General features: G+C 62.6%; 18 protein-coding genes. 9 read left to right on the top strand and 9 right to left on the bottom strand.

What is annotated here, in order from left to right; genetic code table 11:
* Positions 1-5: 5 nt before the first annotated feature.
* The gene (locus tag LG294_RS00425) at positions 6-1,367 is read right to left on the bottom strand and encodes a D-alanyl-D-alanine carboxypeptidase/D-alanyl-D-alanine-endopeptidase (RefSeq protein WP_404288459.1); all 1,362 of its coding nucleotides are present in this window, start codon (positions 1,365-1,367) and stop codon (positions 6-8) included.
* A gap of 98 nt (positions 1,368-1,465) precedes the next feature.
* On the opposite strand from LG294_RS00425, the gene LG294_RS00420 reads away from it, so the two are divergent.
* The gene (locus tag LG294_RS00420; protein WP_404288457.1) at positions 1,466-1,945 is read left to right on the top strand and encodes an inorganic diphosphatase; all 480 of its coding nucleotides are present in this window, start codon (positions 1,466-1,468) and stop codon (positions 1,943-1,945) included.
* Between the two features lie 60 nt (positions 1,946-2,005).
* A complete protein-coding gene (locus LG294_RS00415; RefSeq protein ID WP_404288455.1) occupies positions 2,006-2,500 on the top strand; it encodes a GNAT family N-acetyltransferase in 495 nt (164 codons plus the stop codon).
* On the opposite strand, the gene LG294_RS00410 is transcribed toward LG294_RS00415, so the two are convergent.
* Positions 2,497-3,726: a DNA recombination protein RmuC gene (locus LG294_RS00410; protein ID WP_404288453.1), complete on the bottom strand. Its 1,230-nt coding sequence runs from the start codon at positions 3,724-3,726 to the stop codon at positions 2,497-2,499. The two genes, LG294_RS00415 and LG294_RS00410, sit on opposite strands and share 4 nt — an antisense overlap.
* Before the next feature lie 39 nt (positions 3,727-3,765).
* On the opposite strand from LG294_RS00410, the gene LG294_RS00405 reads away from it, so the two are divergent.
* Entirely contained in the window at positions 3,766-4,356 is a 591-nt protein-coding gene (locus LG294_RS00405; RefSeq protein WP_404288451.1) for a pyroglutamyl-peptidase I, read from the top strand.
* Between the two features lie 26 nt (positions 4,357-4,382).
* Positions 4,383-5,012, top strand: coding sequence for a YitT family protein (locus LG294_RS00400; RefSeq protein ID WP_404288449.1), 630 nt, complete (start codon positions 4,383-4,385; stop codon positions 5,010-5,012).
* Here the strand turns inward: LG294_RS00400 and LG294_RS00395 are convergent.
* Both LG294_RS00395 and LG294_RS00390 read right to left on the bottom strand, forming a co-directional pair.
* On the bottom strand, positions 5,009-6,499 hold the full coding sequence (locus LG294_RS00395) for an MFS transporter (protein WP_404288447.1): 1,491 nt from the start codon (positions 6,497-6,499) through the stop codon (positions 5,009-5,011). The genes LG294_RS00400 and LG294_RS00395 overlap by 4 nt on opposite strands.
* Complete coding sequence (locus LG294_RS00390) at positions 6,496-7,689, bottom strand: amidohydrolase (protein WP_404288445.1); 1,194 nt, start codon at positions 7,687-7,689, stop codon at positions 6,496-6,498. The genes LG294_RS00395 and LG294_RS00390 overlap by 4 nt, the downstream gene beginning before the upstream one ends.
* A 224-nt stretch (positions 7,690-7,913) precedes the next feature.
* Here LG294_RS00390 and LG294_RS00385 point away from each other — a divergent pair, with 224 nt between their 5' ends.
* Both LG294_RS00385 and LG294_RS00380 read left to right on the top strand, forming a co-directional pair.
* Positions 7,914-8,417, top strand: a complete 504-nt coding sequence (locus LG294_RS00385; protein ID WP_404288443.1) for a hypothetical protein — start codon at positions 7,914-7,916, stop codon at positions 8,415-8,417.
* 40 nt (positions 8,418-8,457) lie between these two features.
* Positions 8,458-9,909 carry an HNH endonuclease gene (locus tag LG294_RS00380; RefSeq protein ID WP_404288441.1) on the top strand — a complete coding sequence of 484 codons (1,452 nt, stop codon included), beginning with the start codon at positions 8,458-8,460 and terminating at the stop codon, positions 9,907-9,909.
* A gap of 61 nt (positions 9,910-9,970) precedes the next feature.
* On the opposite strand, the gene LG294_RS00375 is transcribed toward LG294_RS00380, so the two are convergent.
* Both LG294_RS00375 and serS read right to left on the bottom strand, forming a co-directional pair.
* Positions 9,971-10,801 carry an HAD family hydrolase gene (locus LG294_RS00375; RefSeq protein ID WP_404288439.1) on the bottom strand — a complete coding sequence of 277 codons (831 nt, stop codon included), beginning with the start codon at positions 10,799-10,801 and terminating at the stop codon, positions 9,971-9,973.
* 111 nt (positions 10,802-10,912) lie between these two features.
* A complete protein-coding gene (gene serS / locus LG294_RS00370; RefSeq protein WP_404288436.1) occupies positions 10,913-12,190 on the bottom strand; it encodes a serine--tRNA ligase in 1,278 nt (425 codons plus the stop codon).
* Between the two features lie 38 nt (positions 12,191-12,228).
* Here serS and LG294_RS00365 point away from each other — a divergent pair, with 38 nt between their 5' ends.
* Positions 12,229-13,275, top strand: coding sequence for a diacylglycerol/lipid kinase family protein (locus LG294_RS00365; protein WP_404288435.1), 1,047 nt, complete (start codon positions 12,229-12,231; stop codon positions 13,273-13,275).
* Here LG294_RS00365 and pheA read toward each other — a convergent pair.
* Entirely contained in the window at positions 13,272-14,195 is a 924-nt protein-coding gene (gene pheA, locus LG294_RS00360) for a prephenate dehydratase (protein WP_404288432.1), read from the bottom strand. The genes LG294_RS00365 and pheA overlap by 4 nt on opposite strands.
* Positions 14,192-14,518, bottom strand: a complete 327-nt coding sequence (locus tag LG294_RS00355; protein ID WP_404288429.1) for a rhodanese-like domain-containing protein — start codon at positions 14,516-14,518, stop codon at positions 14,192-14,194. The genes pheA and LG294_RS00355 overlap by 4 nt, the downstream gene beginning before the upstream one ends.
* A gap of 67 nt (positions 14,519-14,585) precedes the next feature.
* Between LG294_RS00355 and LG294_RS00350 the strand changes: the two genes are divergently transcribed.
* Both LG294_RS00350 and LG294_RS00345 read left to right on the top strand, forming a co-directional pair.
* Complete coding sequence (locus LG294_RS00350) at positions 14,586-15,932, top strand: amidase (RefSeq protein ID WP_404288427.1); 1,347 nt, start codon at positions 14,586-14,588, stop codon at positions 15,930-15,932.
* A gap of 94 nt (positions 15,933-16,026) precedes the next feature.
* Positions 16,027-17,484, top strand: a complete 1,458-nt coding sequence (locus LG294_RS00345) for a peptide MFS transporter (RefSeq protein ID WP_404288425.1) — start codon at positions 16,027-16,029, stop codon at positions 17,482-17,484.
* 89 nt (positions 17,485-17,573) lie between these two features.
* On the opposite strand, the gene LG294_RS00340 is transcribed toward LG294_RS00345, so the two are convergent.
* Positions 17,574-17,897 (bottom strand): DUF4190 domain-containing protein, encoded by a 324-nt coding sequence (locus LG294_RS00340; RefSeq protein ID WP_404288423.1) that lies wholly within the window; start codon positions 17,895-17,897, stop codon positions 17,574-17,576.
* Between the last annotated feature and the right edge of the window lie 38 nt (positions 17,898-17,935).

Below are 17,935 nucleotides of genomic sequence, written 5' to 3'. Positions count from 1 at the left end.
TTCTCCTACCGGCACCCACAGCCGCGCAGGGCGGTGACTGCCTGGTCGATGGTTGGTTTATGTGGTGCCAGCGCCCCGTCGGGCTGTGCTGCGAAGATGCTGAAGGCGATCAGCCGGCCATCAGCGGTCAGCGTCATTCCGGTCAGCGTGGCCACCCCGCTCAGGGAGCCGGTTTTCGCCCGCACCAGCCCCAGCGTAGCGGCCGCATTGAGCCGGTTCATCAGGGTCCCGTTGTAGCCGGCGACGGGCAGCGAGTAGACCAGCTCGCGCAATTCGGGTTTTCCGCTGGTGGCCGCGGCACGGAGCAACGTGGTCAACGCCGCCGGCGAAACTTGATTGGTTGCCGCCAGCCCGCTGGTATCCACCAAAGATATGCCGGTTGCGCCATATGCTTCGGCAACCTGCTGCACGGCCAGCCCCGCCTGCTTCGGGTCAAGGCCCTTGTTCACCGCAACCAGGCGGCCCAAGGTTTCGGTCAGATAGTTATCCGAGACCAGCAGCATGTGTTTGACCTGCACGCGCAACGGGGCCGAGAGCACCTGCGTGAGCTGCTCCCCGCCGGCGTAGGCACCCCGGCCGCCCTCGCTGACCTGCACCTGTTTGCCCAGCTCGGCGGCGAAGACCTTGCGCACCTGCTGGGCGGCATCTGGCTGATAGGCCGAGCGGGTGCTTTCGGAGGCGCGGCCGGCGTAGTGCGCGATCGGATATAGCTCGCCGATGTTGTTCGAGGTGAACAACGACTTGTCCCAGGCCGGGTTCACCTGCGCATCGCCGAAGAGCGAATCGTCGAGCCAGAGCTTCACCTCGCCGACGCCGCGATCCTCCAGCGCCTTCGCGGTCTGTGCCGCGAGAGTTGCCAGGCCTGCATAGCCCTTTGGGTGCACGGGGTCGGACTCGCCGTCGCCCAGCAGCACATCTCCGCCGCCGCGCAGTACCAGGGTGTCGCCGTCCAGCCACACGCTGGTGGACAGCTGGTGCTCCCCGCCGAAGGTATCCAGCGCGGCCACTGCGGTGGCCACCTTCAAACTCGATGCAGGGGTTCCAGGAGTCTGCGCATTCTTGTCGTAGAGCACCTTGCCGCTGGCCACGTCGACCACCTGGGCGTTGAAGGAGGTCTTATCCCCCTTGGTGCTCAGGATCGCATCCATTTGCGCGGCAAGCACCGAATTATCCGGCATGGGAGCTTCGGGATTCAGATCCCTAACGGTGACCGGATCGGCTTCCGCAACGGTTTCGCTGGCGCGAATGTAATGCGCCTGCGGTTCTCCGGTGAAGCTGCGCGGCGAATTAAACATCGCCGCAGCCATGCCCACCACTGCCAACAGAGCCACCGCCAGCGTCAGTACGCGTCTTACGGCAGTGTTCATGTGAGCATGTTCCTCTCGCGGGTTTAGCTACTTATGCCCCGAGGGGCGATACGCTTATTAGCGGATATCCCTAAGACTAGTTTAGGAGTGTGCTTTTTATGAGCCACGACGTGACCATCGAGATCCCAACCGGATCACGCGTCAAGTACGAAATCGACCACGAGACCCACCGCTTGCGCCTGGATCGCGTGCTCTTCACCTCCATGCAGTACCCAACCCACTACGGCTACTTCGACGAGACCCTGGGCGAAGATGGCGATCCATTGGACGCCATGGTTTTCATCCCGGGTGTCGATTTGATTCCTGGCGTCATCGTCGAATCGCGCCCCATCGGCGTCTTCAACATGACCGATGATGGCGGTGGAGATGCAAAGCTGCTTTGCGTCCCAACCGACAAGCGCTTCGACCACATCAAGGAACTCGAAGACATGGATGAGTGGCTGATCAAGGAGATCGAGCACTTCTTCACCCGCTACAAGGACCTGGAACCGGGCAAGTGGGTTAAGGCCGAGGGCTGGGAAGGCCGCGAGGCTGCCGAGGCCGAGCTGGCTCGCTCCATCGAGCGTTTCAAGGCTTAACCACGCTCTAGGGGCGGGGACCGATTGGTCCTCGCCCCTAGTTTTTTCGAAAGGCAACCCATGCTCGCTGCGCTCGACCTGCCCACGCCGCTGAATGCCGAGGTAATGCTGCGTCGCGCCGAAGCGGCGGACCTTCCGGCATTGCGCCGGCTCTTGGCCGATGATGTGCTTGGCGCCGCCCGCGAAGCAACGGCCGAGTCCGAGGGCTATGCGCAGGCCTTGGAACGGTTGCTGGCCGATCCCGGCAACGACCTGGTGCTCGGTGAACGCGCCGGGGAGGTCATCGCGATGCTGCAGTTGACTTCCATCCCCGGGATTTCCCGCGGCGGTTCCATCAGATTGAACGTGGAGGCGGTCCGCGTACGGTCCGATTCCCGCTCGACTGGCCTGGGTTCGGCGATGCTGCGCTGGGTAATCGACGCGGCGGCGCCGGCCTGCGCTGCCGGGCTGATCCAGCTCACCTCGGACGCCTCTCGGCTCGAAGCCCACCAGTTCTACCAGCGGCTGGGCTTCAGCGCCTCGCATGTCGGATTCAAGCTCCGGCTGAACCGCTAGAGCCCGAGAACCTTCTCCAAAACAGGCTCTTCGGGCAGGCTCTGCACATCCTTCAACCTGCGTTCCACCGCCCGAGTTCGGGTTCCGGCCTCCTTGACGGTGTTCTGCGCGGTGGTCAACTGCTTCTCCAGCTTGTCCCACACGTCCCCATACTTGCCAAACTCGGCCTTCGCCGCTGATAGCACCTGCCAGACCTCGCTGCTGCGCTTTTCGATGGCCAGGGTCCGGAAGCCCATCTGCAGGGAATTGAGCAGGCTCATCAGCGTCGTCGGACCGGTGACCAGCACCCGGTGTTCGGTTTGCAGACGGCTGGCAAGTCCCGGGCGACGCACCACCTCGGCGAAGAGCCCCTCGGTGGGCAGGTACATGATCGCGAAGTCCGTGCTGTGCGGCGGTTCGATGTACTTCTGGGCGATCTTCTTCGCCTGGATGATGATGGCCTTATCCAAGGCCTTGCTCGCCGCATCGATCTGCACCTTGTCGCCCGATTCCTGGGCGTCCAAGAGCCGCTCGTAGTCTTCCTGCGGCAGCTTCGAGTCAATCGGCAGATATACCGGATTCTCGTCTCGACCAGGCATGATCACCGCGAACTCGACGCTGTCGCGGCTCTCGGGCCGGATCACCACGTTCTGCGCATACTGCTCCGTGGTGAGCAGATCTTCCAGTTGTCGCGAGAGCTGCACCTCACCCCAGGTGCCGCGGCTTTTCACATTTGTCAGCACGCGCTTGAGCCCGCCGACGTCTGCCGCCAGATTCTGCATCTCGCCCAAGCCCTTTTGCACCTGCTCCAGCCGCTGGCTGACAAGTTCAAAGGATTCTCCGAGCCGTTTCTCCAAGGTGCCCTGCAGTTTTTCGTCGACCGTCTCGCGCATCTTCTCGAGCTTCGACTCGTTGCCCACGCGCAATAGCTCGAGTTCTTCGCGCAGCGCACCTTGAAGCTGGCGGTGCATGAGCTGGTTCGATTCGTTCAGCGCGGTAATTTTCGCATCCACGGTGGTGCGGATGGATTCCAGGCGCTGCTCGCTGTCCCGGCGTACCTCATGCAGCGACTCTCGCAGCTCCGCGCGCTGCGCGCCCAGGTCCTGGCGCAGCTCGCCATGGGTTGCGCGCACCGTCGCGGCAATCTGCTCCTGATCACTGGAACCGGTACGGCGCACGATGAGCAAGAGCGCGCCGACGGCAAGCAGGGTATTGATTAGTACAAGCACCAACAGCACAACATTCATACACCAAGAGGTATCAGCACCGTCGGACATAATGGACCCATGCGCATCCTGGTCACCGGCTTCGAGCCCTTTGGAACCGACACCCACAACGCCAGCGCCGAAATCGTGCGCCGGCTGCCCGCCACGCTGGGCGAACACCAGATCGTGACGGGAATCCTGCCGGTGTCATTTTCCCGCGCATTCCCGGCCCTGAGCGTGTTACTTAGCGCACACCGGCCGGAGGCAGTGGTGCTGCTCGGCGAGGCGGGCGGGCGCACCGGGATCAACCTGGAGCGCTGGGCGGTCAACGAGAACAATGCGCGCATCGCCGATAACGACGGCTGCCAACCGGCCGGCGAGCGCATCGCCTCCAATGGCGCACTCCGCCGCGAAGCAACATTGGAAGTACCTAGTCAACTGTCGATCAGTGAGGATGCCGGCAGATTTGTCTGCAACCATATCGCCTACCACGCCTACGGTTTGGGCATCCCGGCGCAGTTTATCCACGTTCCCGCGCTGCGCCCCGGCAACGCCAGGGCGCTAGTAGGCGCGGAAACCGATGGCAGGGCCGGGCAGCGCAGCGCGTTGGGCATCACGGATCTGGTCGACTCGCTCAGCAAGTACTTGTTAGACATCTGCTTTCGCCGCTAGGCCCGGCACTGGCTACCGTTGAGCCTATGAGCTTGACAAACCTTTCCCCGCGCCAGCAGTTTGCCGCCGGCCGCGTCCCACTGCGCCTGGCGAACCTGTTCGGCGGGCTGCTGCTTTTCGCGTTGGCGATGGCGCTGATGGTGCGCGCCGATCTGGGCGTGGATCCGTGGAACGTTTTCCACCTGGGCATCACCCACCACGTCCCGCTGTCCTTGGGCACCGTGGTGATCATCGTGGGCGTTCTCATGCTGCTGACCTGGATCCCGATGAAGCAGTGGCCGGGGCTCGGCACGGTGGCAAACGTGTTTGTCATCGGTGTGGCGCTGGACCTCTTTCTGCTCATCCTTCCGCAGGTCTCCGGGGTGGGCTGGCAGATCCTCACGCTGCTCGGCGCGATCGCGATCAACGGCCTGGGTGGCGCGATGTACATCGGCAGCCACTTCGGCGCCGGGCCGCGCGACGGGCTGATGACCGGATTGCATTTGCGCACCGGGTTGAGCATCCGGCTGGTGCGCACCAGCATCGAGCTGCTGGTGCTGGGCGTCGGCTGGCTGCTCGGCGGCCCGGTGGGCCTTGGCACGGTGGCCTATGCGCTGCTCATCGGCCCGTCCACGCAGTTCTTCTTCCGCTTCACCATCATCAAGCTGGCCCCCTAGGCGCCGATCGACGGGGTCGACGGAACCTCGTTGCCGGTTTTTTGCTTTTCGCGTGGCACGGTGACCATGATCGAGATGATCGCGATCACCACCATCAGCAGGTTGAACAGCACGCCCACCGTCCCGCCGAAGCGCAGACCCACATTCTCTTGGTTGCCGATGAACAGCCCCCACGAACGAATCATGTCCGGGTTTGCCGCCTGCGCGGCGACATACAGCGCGGCGGAGATCGCCACGCCGATGGCATTGCCCAGCGAGGAGGCCATCTTGTAGATGCCGGCCGCGGCTCCTGCCTGATTGTCCGGCACGCTGGACAGCGCCGCGTCGGTGGACGGGGTAGCGTAGAAGCCCAGCCCGACGCCGAAGAGCGTAAAGCCGATCACCGCGAGCACGATGTACTGTTCGACCAGCACGAAGGTCATCGAGGTCAGCAAGATGCCCAGGCCCGCGATGGCGCTGCCCCAGATCATCGGGCGGCGCGGGCCGAAGCGCTGCAGCAGTTTCTCGCCGACGCGGATTGTGGCGATGACCGAGATCAGGTAGCCCAGGGTCAGCAGCCCGGATTGCAGGGAGCTGAGTCCGGCGGCCACCTGCACCAGGCCCAAGGCCACGATCAGCGTGCCGGCCGCGCCGTTGAGCAGGAAGTTTGACAGCGTCGCGCCGGTGAAGGTCATGTTGCCAAAGAGCTTCAGGTCCAGGAACGCGTGCTCCTTGCGCGACTCGATCGAGAAGAACACCAGGGCGGCGATCACGGAGATGACCACCAGCCCGATGCCGGCCAGCGACAACCAGCCCAGCGCCGGGCCCTGGGAGATGTACACGTTCACCGCGACCAGCGCGATGATGAACGCGATCAGCCCGCCGAAGTCGAACCGCGCGGCCGGGCCCTGGGTTTCAGCCTTGGATTCCGGAGTGCCACGCAGCAGGAAGAGCGCGAGGATCGAGAGCACGATGGAGATCCAGAAGATCGAACGCCAGCCGAAGATTGAGGTGGCCATCAGCCCGCCGAACAGCGCGGTGAAGCCCGAGCCGCCCCAGGAGCCGATGGACCAGTAGGACAGCGCCCGCTGCCGCTCCTTGCCCGCGTAGTAGGTTTTCACCAGCGCCATCGTCGAGGGCATGATGCACGCGGCGGACAGCCCCTGCACGATGCGCCCGCCCAGCAGCAGCCCGCTGGTCAGCCCACCGAGGTTCTCCGGAGTCAACGCAATCAGCACCGAGCCGAGGATCGACAGGTAGATGCCCACATACATCAGTTTCACCCGGCCCAGCCGGTCGGCCAGCCCGCCTGCGACGACAATGAAGATGCCGGAGAACAGCGAGGTGATCGACACCGCCAGATTGCCGATGGTGCGCTCGATGCCCAGCTCCCCCTGGATGCCGGGAATGACGTTGAGCAGCGTCTGGGCGAAGAGCCAGAAGTTGATCACCGCCAGCACGATGCCGATCAGCCACTTGTCGTTCGGCTTCCAGGTGGTCGTGCTCATGCCAGTTCGCTCAGCGCAGCGACGGCCATGGCTTCCACGCCGCGAGCCAGGGTCGGCTCGATCACCGGCGCGAAGTGCGGCGAGTGGTTCGGCGCCGTCTTGCCTTCCTTGCAGGCCTGCGGGTCCATTCCGCCCAGCAGCCAGAAGGTGTACGGCACGCCGAACGCGTCGGGGATCCGGCTGAAATCCTCCGAAGCGCTCTGCCTGCCGGCACTGCCCACCGCCCCGAAGTACGCTTCGAAGGCGGCGCTCACCCGCGCGGTGACCGCGGCGTCGTTCGTGGTCAGCGGGAACTGGTCGTAGTATTCGAACTCAGGTTCTTTAGGCGATCCTGCCGCGGCGCATTCCCCGCGCACGATCCGCTCCACCGCTTTGATCAGCGTTTCGCGCACCGCGTTGTCATAGCTGCGCAGGTTCAGCAGCAGCGTCGCCTTGTCCGCGATGATATTGGACTTCGCGCCCACCTGCACCGAGCCGATGGTCAGCACCGCGAATTCGCCGGGCTGCACCTCGCGGGAGACCACCGACTGCAGGCGCATCACGATCGAGGCGGCCAGCACCACCGGGTCAACCGACAGCTGCGGCATCGAACCGTGGGCACCGGTACCGTGCACGGTGATGCGGATCGAATCCCCGGCCGAAAGCACCGGGCCGGCGATGGTCTGCAGCTCCCCGGCGGGCAGCCCCATCACATGCTGGGCGAAGGCCACATCGGGTGCCGGGATCTTGTCCGCCAGCCCGTCGGCAACCATCGCCGCGGAGCCCTGCGCGGTCTCCTCGGCCGGCTGGAAGAGCGCGATGTACGTGCCGGACCATTCGGTGCGATGATCGGCCAGCAGCTTGGCAGCGCCCAGCAGGGCCGCTACGTGCACATCGTGCCCGCAGGCGTGCATCACTCCGTCATTTTCCGAGGCGTAGTCCAGCCCCGTGGCCTCCTGCACCGGAAGCGCGTCCATATCCGCGCGGGCCACCACCGTGCGCCCGGGGCCGTTGTCCAGCACTCCGACCACCCCGGTTCCGCCCAAGTGCTGGACCTGGTAGCCGAACTCTTCCAGCTTGCCCGCCACCAGCGCCGAGGTGCGAGTTTCCTCCAGGCTCAATTCCGGATGCCGATGCAGGTCGCGATAGGTCTCATGGACCCACTGAAGTTCCTTGTCGAGATCGGCCAATACCTTGCGTGCGATGTCCATGGGGCTCCCTTTCAGCAGATAAGACCCAATATATGCCCACGTGGCTTCGGCCGGAAGATATGTGTCACATTCACCGGTTGCACGACAAAATCCCCGGCTCAGGCAATACTTGAATCATGTTTGTCCTTGCGCTCAGCCCGAAGCCGCGCTCCGTCACCGACGTGCAGGCGGCCGCCGAACTCCTCTGGGACCAACTGGAGCAGGTGCACACCCATGCTCCGTTCATGGCGCTCAGCGGGAAGCTGCTGCTGGGCGTGCCGCACGACGCCCATTCGGCTATCGACGCGATCATGCGTTGCGCCCGGTTGAATTTCTGCCACATCGGGCTAGGGGTCGGCACGCTCTACGAGCCGGTCCCGGATCAGGCTGACCTCGTCGAAGGCATTGCCCAGCGTCGCGCCCTGGGAGCCCTGGAGGCTGCCACTCACCGGGGGGAACGCGTGCCGATCAGCGTTTCCTGCGGCGATCCAGACCTCGATCTCGAACTCGAGGGCCTGCTGCGCTTGCTCGGCCACTCGGTGCGCACCCGCACCGAGGCCGAATGGGCGGTGGTCGATCTGCTCACCCCTGGTGTGCGCGGCCAGCAGAAGGCCATTGCCGAGGTCCTGGACATCACCCCGCAGGCGGTTTCCGCCGCCATCGTGCGCTCCGGATACCACGATGAGATCGACGCCCGCGGCGGTATCGCAAGGCTGCTAGAGCTCTCAGATCAGCATTATCACCACTAGATTCGAAGACATTTTCGAACTAATGCTGTAGAATTAATATATGCCCGAAGCAATGGCGCGACGACATCGCCCACCAACACCGGCGCTGCATCAGGATTTCAAGTCGCTGATGAGTCAGCTGCAGAGCAAACTGGCGTGGATTGAAGAACACGGCAGCGAAGCAGAATGCGCCCACGCCATTGAGGAACTCGAAGAGCTGATCTCCAGCTACCGCTATCACCAAGCGGCCCTCTCGCACCAACTCGAAAAAGAAATCGTGCGCCAGCATGAGTTCCAGGGAACCTGCTCCGCCGATCTTACCCGGGGGGCCGCCAGCACCATCGCCTTAGCCCGGAAACAGTCCCCCAACGGCTACCGCGGATACCTGGTCAACTGCCGAATATTGGCCGAAGATACGCCCTACCTCGCAGAGCGCTTCTCCCGCGGAGAACTCACCGAAGCCCAAGTTCTGGCGGTTCTTACGCCCCTGCAAGAAGTCAAAGCCGAACGCCGGAGCGAGTTCGATGCCTCCTTCCGTGACAACCCAGACATGCTCGAGTCCCAAGGCCCCAAACAAATCACCGACACCGTGCAACGCTTCACCTTGGCCTATGTCTCCGGTGATCAGTGCCGGAAAATGAAGCAAATGGACGCAAAGCGCCATGTCCGCTTCTCCAAAGGAAAGAACTGCGTGCGCATCAGCGGCAGCCTGCCAGTCGTCTCGGGCACTGCATTGCAGATGCATCTGCGCCAGGAGTCATTCCGCTTGAAGAAACTAGGCGATCCACGTACCAGGGATCAGATCAAAGCCGATCTGCTCTGCACCTACTTGCTGGCCGGCCGGCCGGAGAAACTGCCATTGCAGCTGCACGTCGGACTGATCATGACCGATAGAACCCTGTTCCTCGGCGAACGCGAACCGGCTTATATGGAAGGCTACGGATACGTTCCGCCTCAATACGCGCGGGAACTCATCGCCGGCAACTCCATTGGCAACGAGCAGAATTTCGCTGAAATGGAATCAGGCAAAGCGCAGGAGCATCTGGATCGCCTAGAAACGCTTGCCGACGTAATGAGGCTCTACACCGCCCCAGGGAACGGGGAATTGATCGCAATGGATTCAAAGGCCCGTGCCTTCCCAGAAAAGCTTCGCCGCTTCGTGAGGATTCGAGACCGGCACTGCCGCACCCCATTCTGCGATGGGCCGGTTGAAGAAACGGACCACGTACTGCAGCATCATCTAGGTGGCCCTACGGATAGGGACAACGCGGCAGGGCGATGCTCGACCTGCAATAAGGCCAAAGAAAAACCCGGTTGGCATGAAGTCGTAGCGATCAAAGGTCCGCACACCATGCGAGTGAACCCCGGCTCGTCGATGATGTATCTATCGACGGCTCCACCGGCGACCGGATACCTGCACAAACCATTCCCGCAATTACTATGCGATTCAAGATGGGTGCGCGGCGTCAAGCTCCGGCTGATAAATCAGGAATCCAGCAACTCCGATCCATAGCCGCCGCTCTCTTCACGCGCTCAGCCAAAAGTTAGGCACGTGGCTTTCCCTGCCTCGCAAGCTAGCGCTTCAAAAGCCTTTCAAGAACGATCGCCAAACCGTCCTCGTCCACCGAAGCGGTTACCTCGTCAGCAACGACCTTGACCTCGTCGGGGGCTTGGCCCATCGCGACCCCGAGCCCGGCCCACTGGAGCATCTCAATGTCGTTGCGGCCATCGCCTACAGCGATTGACTGAGCCAATTCGAGCTTCAGTTCGGTGCGCAAGCGCTCCAGACCGCTGGCCTTGGTGACGCCCTCGGCGGCGATATCCAACCATGCGGTCCAACCCACCGAATAGGTGACACCGGAAAGACCCAGACCGTGTACGGCCTGGCCAAAGTCTTCGGCCGTCGCATCGGTGGAGAAGACCACCACGCGGACAGCCTTGCTGCGCAGCAGTTCTTCGAAATCGACAACCTTGGATTCGGCGCCAAAACTTGCGTCGGTGAAAACGTCGCTGGACAAGAATTCACCATATTCGTTCTCCACCGCATATTTCGCGTTCGGCAACTGGCGCATCAGTGCCGCCAGCGCAAGCGACGGGTCAAATACCTCGCGGTGCAGAACTTCTATTTTCTCCCCCTGAACTCGGGCGAGCACGCCACCGTTGCTGGCCACGACAAAGCCATGGTCGATGCCTAGTTCGCTCATAATTGGCAATGCCGCACCGAGCGAACGTCCGGTAGAGATCACTACCTCATGACCGGCGGTCACCACCGCACGAGCCACATCGCGGACCCGGGAGCTCATCGAGCCTTGGTGATTGACGATCGTCCCGTCGACGTCAAGGCAGATCATCAATTTTTCGTTCTCCAGCCGGTCGTCGATGCCGGTCTTAGTCAAAATAGTCATAATTCTAGTTAACCACCGCTGTGTGGATATTGCGATGATCCACGGCACAACGGCTGGTGAACTGCGGATTAAAAGAAAATCGACCGGCCTTTGCGGGGCCGGTCGATCAGGTTACTTCAGGACTTCAAGCCCACCCAAGTAGGGTTGCAGCGCCTTCGGCACGTTGACCGAGCCATCGGCGTTCTGGTGGTTTTCCAGAATCGCGACGATCCAACGGGTGGTGGCGAGCGTGCCGTTCAGGGTGGCTACCGCGCGGGTCTTGCCAGGCTTGCCGTCGACGATCTCGCGTTCGCGGATATTCAGCCGACGGGACTGGAAGGTCGTGCAGTTCGAGGTCGAGGTCAGCTCGCGGAAAGTCTCTTGCGATGGCACCCAGGCCTCGCAGTCGAACTTGCGCGCCGCACTCATCCCTAGATCCCCGGCGGCGGTGTCGATGACGCGGTATGGAAGCTCCATGCGCTTGAGCATCTCTTCTTCCATCGCCAACAGACCTTCGTGTTCCGCCTCGGCTTGGTCAACCGTGGCGTAAATGAACATTTCGAGCTTGTTGAACTGGTGCACGCGGATGATGCCACGAGTGTCCTTGCCCGCGGAACCAGCCTCGCGGCGGTAGCAGGTGGACCAGCCGGCGTAGCGGATCGGGCCGTCGGACAGGTCCATGATCTCGTTTGCATGGTATCCGGCCAGCGCGACCTCTGAGGTGCCGACCAGGTACAGGTCGTCACGTTCCAGCTTGTAGATCTCATCGTCGTGTTCGACGTCGAATCCGGTTCCTTGCATGGTTTCCGGACGGACCAAGGTCGGGGTGATCATTGGAATGAATCCGCGTTCGACCGCGAGCTCCAGTGCCATGTTCATCATCGCGATTTCCAGCCGCGCGCCGATGCCCTTCAGGAAATAGAAGCGTGACCCGGAGACCTTCGCACCGCGTTCCATATCGATCGCGCCGAGCTTCTCGGCGATCTGCAGGTGGTCCAACGGCTCGAAGCCTTCGGCGGCGAAGTCACGCGGGGTGCCTACGGTCTTCACCAAAGCGAAGTCGTCTTCACCACCGGCTGGGATGCCGTCGATGATCAGGTTTGGGATGGAGCGCTGCAAGGAGGTGCACGTAGCGGCCGCTTCGTCGGAAGAAGCCTGGGCAGCCTTGACGGCCACCGCAAGCTCCTTGACCTCCGCAAGCAGGGCCGTTCGTTCCTCGCCCTTGGCGGCACCAACCTTCTTGGAGAACGCATTCTGCTCTGCGCGCAGGCGTTCGTAGGTGGCTATGGTTTCGCGACGCGCCGAGTCAGCCTCAATCAGCTGGTCGATCAGCGCTTCGTCGGCACCGCGCGCGCGTTGCGAGGCGCGGTACATATCCGGATTATCGGTGAGCATTTTCAGGTCGATCACATCTAAAGCGTAGCAATCATGAGTACGATGAGAGCACTATGCAGACAAACCGCGTGATCTTTATTTCTGTAGCCGGTGCCGCAGCAGCGCTCGCGGCCGCGACCGCCTATTCCGTGCGCAAGCTTTCGCAGGACGGAAAACCAATGAGTCAACAGCCCTCGGCCAAGGAGCAATCCGAGTCGAGGAAGGTTGCGCTTGTCATCAATCCGTCCAAGTCAGGTGCGGATGAGGCTCGTGACGCGGTAGCTCGGGTATGTGCCGAGGCTGGGCTCGAGGAGCCTCTGGTTTTTGAGACCACACCGGAGAACGCCGGCCAGGAAGCTGCCCAAAAAGCGCTCGATGCCGGATGCGACACAATTATTGCCGCCGGTGGCGACGGCACGATTCGCGCCGTCGCAGAAGTACTTGAAGGCACCGATGCGACTCTGGGGTTGCTGCCATTGGGTACCGGCAACCTATTGGCCAGGAACGTTGAGGTGCCGATCGATGACCTGCACACCGCTGCACTGATCTCCGTGCGTGGCATGGTGCGGCGCATCGATGTTGGCCATATGAAGCTGAAGCTGCTCGATGGCACCAGCGCAGATCACGCATTCTTGGTGATTGCCGGGGTGGGTACCGACGCGGACCTGTTCGATGACACCAACGAAGAGCTGAAATCGAAGGTCGGCTGGCTTGCCTATTCCGAAGCCGGGCTGCGTCAGCTGCCCGGGCGACGCAAGAAGGTCTCGATCAAGCTCTCCAGCGATGACGCTTGGCAGTCCCGCAAGGTCCGCTCGGTGCTCTTCGCCAACTGCGGCAAGCTGCAGGGCGTGGACTTTGTCCCGGATGCGAAGATCGACGACGGTCTGCTCGACGCGGTTGTGCTCTCGCCGCGTTCGGCCGCCGGATGGGGCTGGATCCTGCTGAAGACGGCATTCCGCTCGCGCAATAAGATCCCGGTGATGAGTTTCTACCAGAGCACCGACATCTCGTTGCGCTGCGCGGAACCGATGAACACGCAGATCGACGGGGATCCGACCGGGCAGGTCAACGAGCTCCAGGTCTCGGTCAACCCGTCCTCGCTGCGCATTCGCACCCCTTAGAGGCGGGACTTCAGCTTGAGCACCCAGTCCCGGGCATCGCTGAACGCGCCGTCTGAATTGTGCGTGTCGATGAACGGGCGGGTGCCCTGCGCCGCCGGGTAGGACCCCAAGAAGCGCAGCTCCGGGCAGAGCCGGTGCAGCCCGGCAAGGGCCGCGGAGACGCGCTCTTCGGCGATGTGCCCCTCGACGTCGACGGAGAAGAAATAGCGCCCCAGGCCCGCGCCGGTGGGACGGGATTCAATGCGCGAGAGGTTGACGCCGCGCGCGGTGAATTGCTCCAAAATGCCCATCAAGGCGCCCGGCCGGTCCTCTGCCAGCGGCAGAATCAGCGTTGACTTATCCACACCCGTCGACGCCGGGATCGCCCCCGGCGAGGTGACCAGGATGAATCGAGTGACCGCCCCGGCATTATCTTCCACGCCGCGCACCAAAACCTTCAGGCCGCGCGCTTGGGCAACCAGTGGTGAACAGATCGCCGCGTCATGGTGCTGCTCGGGATCCAGCAGTCCCAGCGCTCCGGCGGCCGTGGAGGCAGCCGGGGTGAATGCCGCGGCCGGAATATTCGCTTCGGCCCACAATCTGCATTGCGCCCAGGCGTGCCCATGCGTGGAAATTTCGCGGATCTGCTCCAGCGCGCCGATATTATCGCGGACCGCCAGCACGAAGCTGATCGGCACCAGCACCTCGGCGATGATCTGCAGGGATTCCCCGGCGGCGATGGCGTCCAGGGTGGCCGAAACGCCGCCCTCCACCGAGTTCTCGATCGGTACCATCGCGGCGTCGGCGCTGCCTTCGCGGACCATCGCCAGTGCGCTATTAACGCTGCTGGCCGGGATGCGTTCGGAATCGTGCGCCCCCGGCACCTGCAGTAGCGCCGCCTCGGTGAAAGTTCCGGCCGGGCCTAGATAGGCGTATTTCATCGAACGGTGGGTTCCTGGCCATTATCCGCGTCCATCGGCAGCTTGGCCTCCAGCCATGCGTCCGAACCGCCGGCGATGTTGAACGCCGTGTAGCCCAGGCCGGTCAACCAAGCCGCGGCCTGCGCCGAGCGGCCGCCGGTGCGGCAGATGACGTAGGTGTCAACATCCGGGTCCAGCTCTTCGACTCGGGCAGGCAGTTCGCCGAGCACGATGTGCTTGGCTCCGACGGCGCGGCCGGCCTCCCACTCGAAGTCTTCGCGCACGTCGAGAATCAACGCGCCCTTCGGTACGTCGGTGACCTGAACAGTCTCAAAGTCGCTCATGGTTGGCATTCCTCTCAAGTTGGGTGTTTGCTTATAAGACTAGTCATTCCCCGCCTCGAAAGCAGATATGAAGACGAGATCCGCCCTGAAATTGCGTGATGAGCTGGCAAGTGGAGAACGTTCCAGCCGCGAGGTCACCGAACACTATCTGCGTCGCATCGAGGAGCTCGAATCCCTTGGCGCATTTGTGTATGTGTCTCCCGACGCGATGGATGCAGCGGCGGCGGCCGATGAGAAGCAGGTGCGCGGGCAGATCGGCCGGCTGCATGGGCTGCCTTCGGCATTCAAGGACCTGAACGAGGTGGCCGGGATGCCCACCACCTACGGAACCGCCGCCATGGAGCACCAGATCGCCAGGGCGGATCACCCGCTGGTCGCGCGTTTGCGCTCCGAGGGCGTGGTGATCACCGGCAAGACGCAGGTTCCGGAATTCGGGCTGAGCAGCTACTCGGAGAACCTTGTCGCTGCGCCATCGCGCAACCCCTTGGATCCGCGGCTGACCTCTGGGGGGTCCTCTGGCGGACAGGCCGCTGCGATCGCCGCCGGGATGATTCCAGTGGGCCCGGGTTCCGATGGCGGCGGTTCGGTGCGGATTCCTGCCGCGGCCTGCGGCCTGGTGGGGCTCAAGCCTTCACTGGGCCGAGTGCCCGCCGACGTGGCGGACGGCTATCTGGACGGGTTCGGCGCACCGAAGATGACGGTATCCGGTCCGCTGGCCCACGATGCCTTGGACGCGGCAATGCTGCTCGATGCGATGCGCGGCAGCGACCACTACCTGCCCATGCTGCGTGGCAGCTACCCCGAAAGGCTCAAGGGGTTGCGCATCGGCTACAGCACCCTTTCCCCTTTCGAGGGCGCCTATCCAATTACTTTGCAGGCGCCCGCCCTTCAGGCCTTCGAACGCGCCAAGCGGCTGCTGGAGGCCAGGCACCGGGTGGAACCCGCGGAGCTGAACTACGCAAGCGATTATGCACAAACCTTCGCCACCGTGTGGACCAATGGGCTGCGCAACATTCCGGTTGATGATGAGAGCCTGCTCGGCGAGTTGGCCCGGGATTTCCGCCGGCGTTCCACCGCGCGCAGCCTGGAGGTGAGCCTGCAGGCGGCATCTCGGTTGAAGCAGATCGCCGCGAATTTTGTGCGACAATGGTCCGCACATGACGTGATTCTCACCCCGGCGATGGCTTCGACGCCGCCGGAAGTCGGTTATTTCACCCGGCAGGATGCGGACACCGACTACATGCTGCAGTGCCAGTACACCCCGTATACCTCGATGGTGAACGTCTCCTCGGTCGCTGCAATCACGGTTCCGATCACGAATTCGAGCTCCGGAATGCCGATGAGCGTGCAGCTGATCTCGCCGCGCGCCGATGAAGGGATGCTTTTGGCGTTGGCCAAACAATTGGGCAAGTGAGCGGGCGAATTTACCGATACTGACGGTATGGGAAACATGTGAAATAGATCGCAAAAGTGGGCACTTGCCCAAGGAAACGCGAAAAATGTTACGCATGTCTACTGTTACTTCGAGCACCCCGGGAACCAATAAAACTTTCTTTGGTCATCCTCGTGCGCTCGCAAACCTCTTTAGTGTCGAAATGTGGGAGCGCTTCTCCTTCTACGGCATGCAGGCCCTGCTGGCCTACTACATGTACTACTCGGTCACCGACGGCGGCCTTGGCATGGATCAAGGCTTGGCGCTGTCGCTCGTCGGCGCCTACGGTGGCGCCGTCTATCTGTCCACAATTCTTGGCGCTTGGCTCTCGGACCGCCTCTTCGGCTCCGAACGGGTGCTGTTCTTCTCCGCGATCGGCATCATGGCCGGCCACGTCGCCCTGGCGCTGCTGCCGGGCTACATTGGCCTCACCTTGGGGCTGATCCTGGTGGCCATCGGCTCCGGTGGCCTGAAGGCCAATGCCGTGGCCTTGGTCGGTTCGCTGTACTCCAAGGAAGACTCGCGCATCGACGCGGGCTTCTCGCTGTTCTACATGGGCGTGAACATCGGCGGTCTGCTCGGCCCGCTGCTGACCGGCCTGCTGCACCAGAAGCTCGGCTTCCACTACGGATTTGGCGCCGCGGCCGTCGGCATGGCCCTCGGACTGGTGATCTACACCAAGGGCCGCAAGAACCTGCCGGAAACCGCAGGGCAGGTGGCCAACCCGCTGCCGGCCAACGAGCGCAAGCGCTACGCGGGCATCTTCGCTGGCATCCTGGCCGTGATCGTGCTCGTTTTCGCACTGAAGATCGTAACCCCGGCGAACCTGGCAAGCACCATCGCTTACGTGGTGATCGCAGCCAGCGTGGTGTACTTCGTGTTGATCCTGCGCAGCAAGAAGGTCAGCGCCGTCGAACGCAAGCACGTCTGGGCGTTCATCCCGTTCTACATCGGCTCGGCGGCCTTCTGGGCGCTGTTCCAGCAGCAGTTCACCTTCATCGCGGCCTACTCGGATAGCCGCTTGGATCGCTCCCTGGGCGGTTGGGAGATGCCTGCGAGCTGGGTTCAATCGATCAACCCGGTGTTCATCATCTTGCTTGCCAGCGTGTTCGCTGCCATGTGGACCAAGCTGGGCAAGCGCCAGCCGCGCACCTCGGTGAAATTCGGCCTGGCACTGGTCGTCGTAGGCGCAGCCTTCCTGTGCTTCATCCCGCTCGAATCCCTGGAGATGACTCCATTGCTTGCAATGGTCGGCATCCTGCTGCTGTGCACCATCGCCGAGCTGCTGCTCTCCCCGATCGGCCAGGCCGTTGCCACCAAGCTGGCCCCGGCCGCCTTCGGCACGCAGATGATCGCGCTCTTCTTCCTCTCGGTATCCCTGGGCACCACGCTTTCTGGTGTGCTCGCCGGCTACTACGTTGAAGGCAACGAAATCCCGTACTTCCTCGCGATGGGCGGCACCGCCATCGTGCTAGGCGTGGCGATGATCGCAGCCACCCCGGCGCTGAAGAAGCTCATGGGCTCGGTGCTCTAAGCTCCGGATTTTTTGGCAGGCCTCCGCATTCATGCGGGGGCCTGCCTTTGCTTTAAGCCAGAACCGGCAAGATGCTGAAATACCTCGATCTAAGCGAACTCGCTCAGTCCCGAATAGTCGACTTCGTAGTTCTCGATCACCCCAACGGAGAAGACAATCAACCAGATGATGAACGCGTAAAGCACAACGGCGACCAGCAGACCGACCCATGAGGTGATCAAACCGGCCAAACTCAGCCCGCGGCTCGCCGGTTCACGGCGCTGGGCCAGATGACCGGTGATTACCCCGGCTAATGGAACTAAGATGATTATGCAGAAGCCGAGCATCGAGAGGATGCCCAGCACGAGCGATGCCGTCGAAAGCCCTGCGGACTCACGTGGCTGCTGATACGGATTGTTCGGATAGTAAGTCATCGATTTCGATTATTCTATGAACCCGGCCAAAATGCACG

The sequence above is a fragment of the Glutamicibacter arilaitensis genome (assembly GCF_044793945.1).
Taxonomy (GTDB): Bacteria; Actinomycetota; Actinomycetes; order Actinomycetales; family Micrococcaceae; genus Glutamicibacter; species Glutamicibacter arilaitensis_B.
This window is presented reverse-complemented; position numbering and strand designations above follow the sequence as displayed.

What these genes read in the sequence shown, in the direction of transcription:
- LG294_RS00425 (WP_404288459.1), bottom strand. Translation starts at nt 1,367, where the DNA reads ATGAACACTGCCGTAAGACGCGTACTGACGCTGGCGGTGGCTCTGTTG.
- LG294_RS00420 (WP_404288457.1), top strand. Translation starts at nt 1,466, where the DNA reads ATGAGCCACGACGTGACCATCGAGATCCCAACCGGATCACGCGTCAAG.
- LG294_RS00415 (WP_404288455.1), top strand. Translation starts at nt 2,006, where the DNA reads ATGCTCGCTGCGCTCGACCTGCCCACGCCGCTGAATGCCGAGGTAATG.
- LG294_RS00410 (WP_404288453.1), bottom strand. Translation starts at nt 3,726, where the DNA reads ATGAATGTTGTGCTGTTGGTGCTTGTACTAATCAATACCCTGCTTGCC.
- LG294_RS00405 (WP_404288451.1), top strand. Translation starts at nt 3,766, where the DNA reads ATGCGCATCCTGGTCACCGGCTTCGAGCCCTTTGGAACCGACACCCAC.
- LG294_RS00400 (WP_404288449.1), top strand. Translation starts at nt 4,383, where the DNA reads ATGAGCTTGACAAACCTTTCCCCGCGCCAGCAGTTTGCCGCCGGCCGC.
- LG294_RS00395 (WP_404288447.1), bottom strand. Translation starts at nt 6,499, where the DNA reads ATGAGCACGACCACCTGGAAGCCGAACGACAAGTGGCTGATCGGCATC.
- LG294_RS00390 (WP_404288445.1), bottom strand. Translation starts at nt 7,689, where the DNA reads ATGGACATCGCACGCAAGGTATTGGCCGATCTCGACAAGGAACTTCAG.
- LG294_RS00385 (WP_404288443.1), top strand. Translation starts at nt 7,914, where the DNA reads ATGGCGCTCAGCGGGAAGCTGCTGCTGGGCGTGCCGCACGACGCCCAT.
- LG294_RS00380 (WP_404288441.1), top strand. Translation starts at nt 8,458, where the DNA reads ATGCCCGAAGCAATGGCGCGACGACATCGCCCACCAACACCGGCGCTG.
- LG294_RS00375 (WP_404288439.1), bottom strand. Translation starts at nt 10,801, where the DNA reads ATGACTATTTTGACTAAGACCGGCATCGACGACCGGCTGGAGAACGAA.
- LG294_RS00365 (WP_404288435.1), top strand. Translation starts at nt 12,229, where the DNA reads ATGCAGACAAACCGCGTGATCTTTATTTCTGTAGCCGGTGCCGCAGCA.
- pheA (WP_404288432.1), bottom strand. Translation starts at nt 14,195, where the DNA reads ATGAAATACGCCTATCTAGGCCCGGCCGGAACTTTCACCGAGGCGGCG.
- LG294_RS00355 (WP_404288429.1), bottom strand. Translation starts at nt 14,518, where the DNA reads ATGAGCGACTTTGAGACTGTTCAGGTCACCGACGTACCGAAGGGCGCG.
- LG294_RS00350 (WP_404288427.1), top strand. Translation starts at nt 14,586, where the DNA reads ATGAAGACGAGATCCGCCCTGAAATTGCGTGATGAGCTGGCAAGTGGA.
- LG294_RS00345 (WP_404288425.1), top strand. Translation starts at nt 16,027, where the DNA reads ATGTCTACTGTTACTTCGAGCACCCCGGGAACCAATAAAACTTTCTTT.
- LG294_RS00340 (WP_404288423.1), bottom strand. Translation starts at nt 17,897, where the DNA reads ATGACTTACTATCCGAACAATCCGTATCAGCAGCCACGTGAGTCCGCA.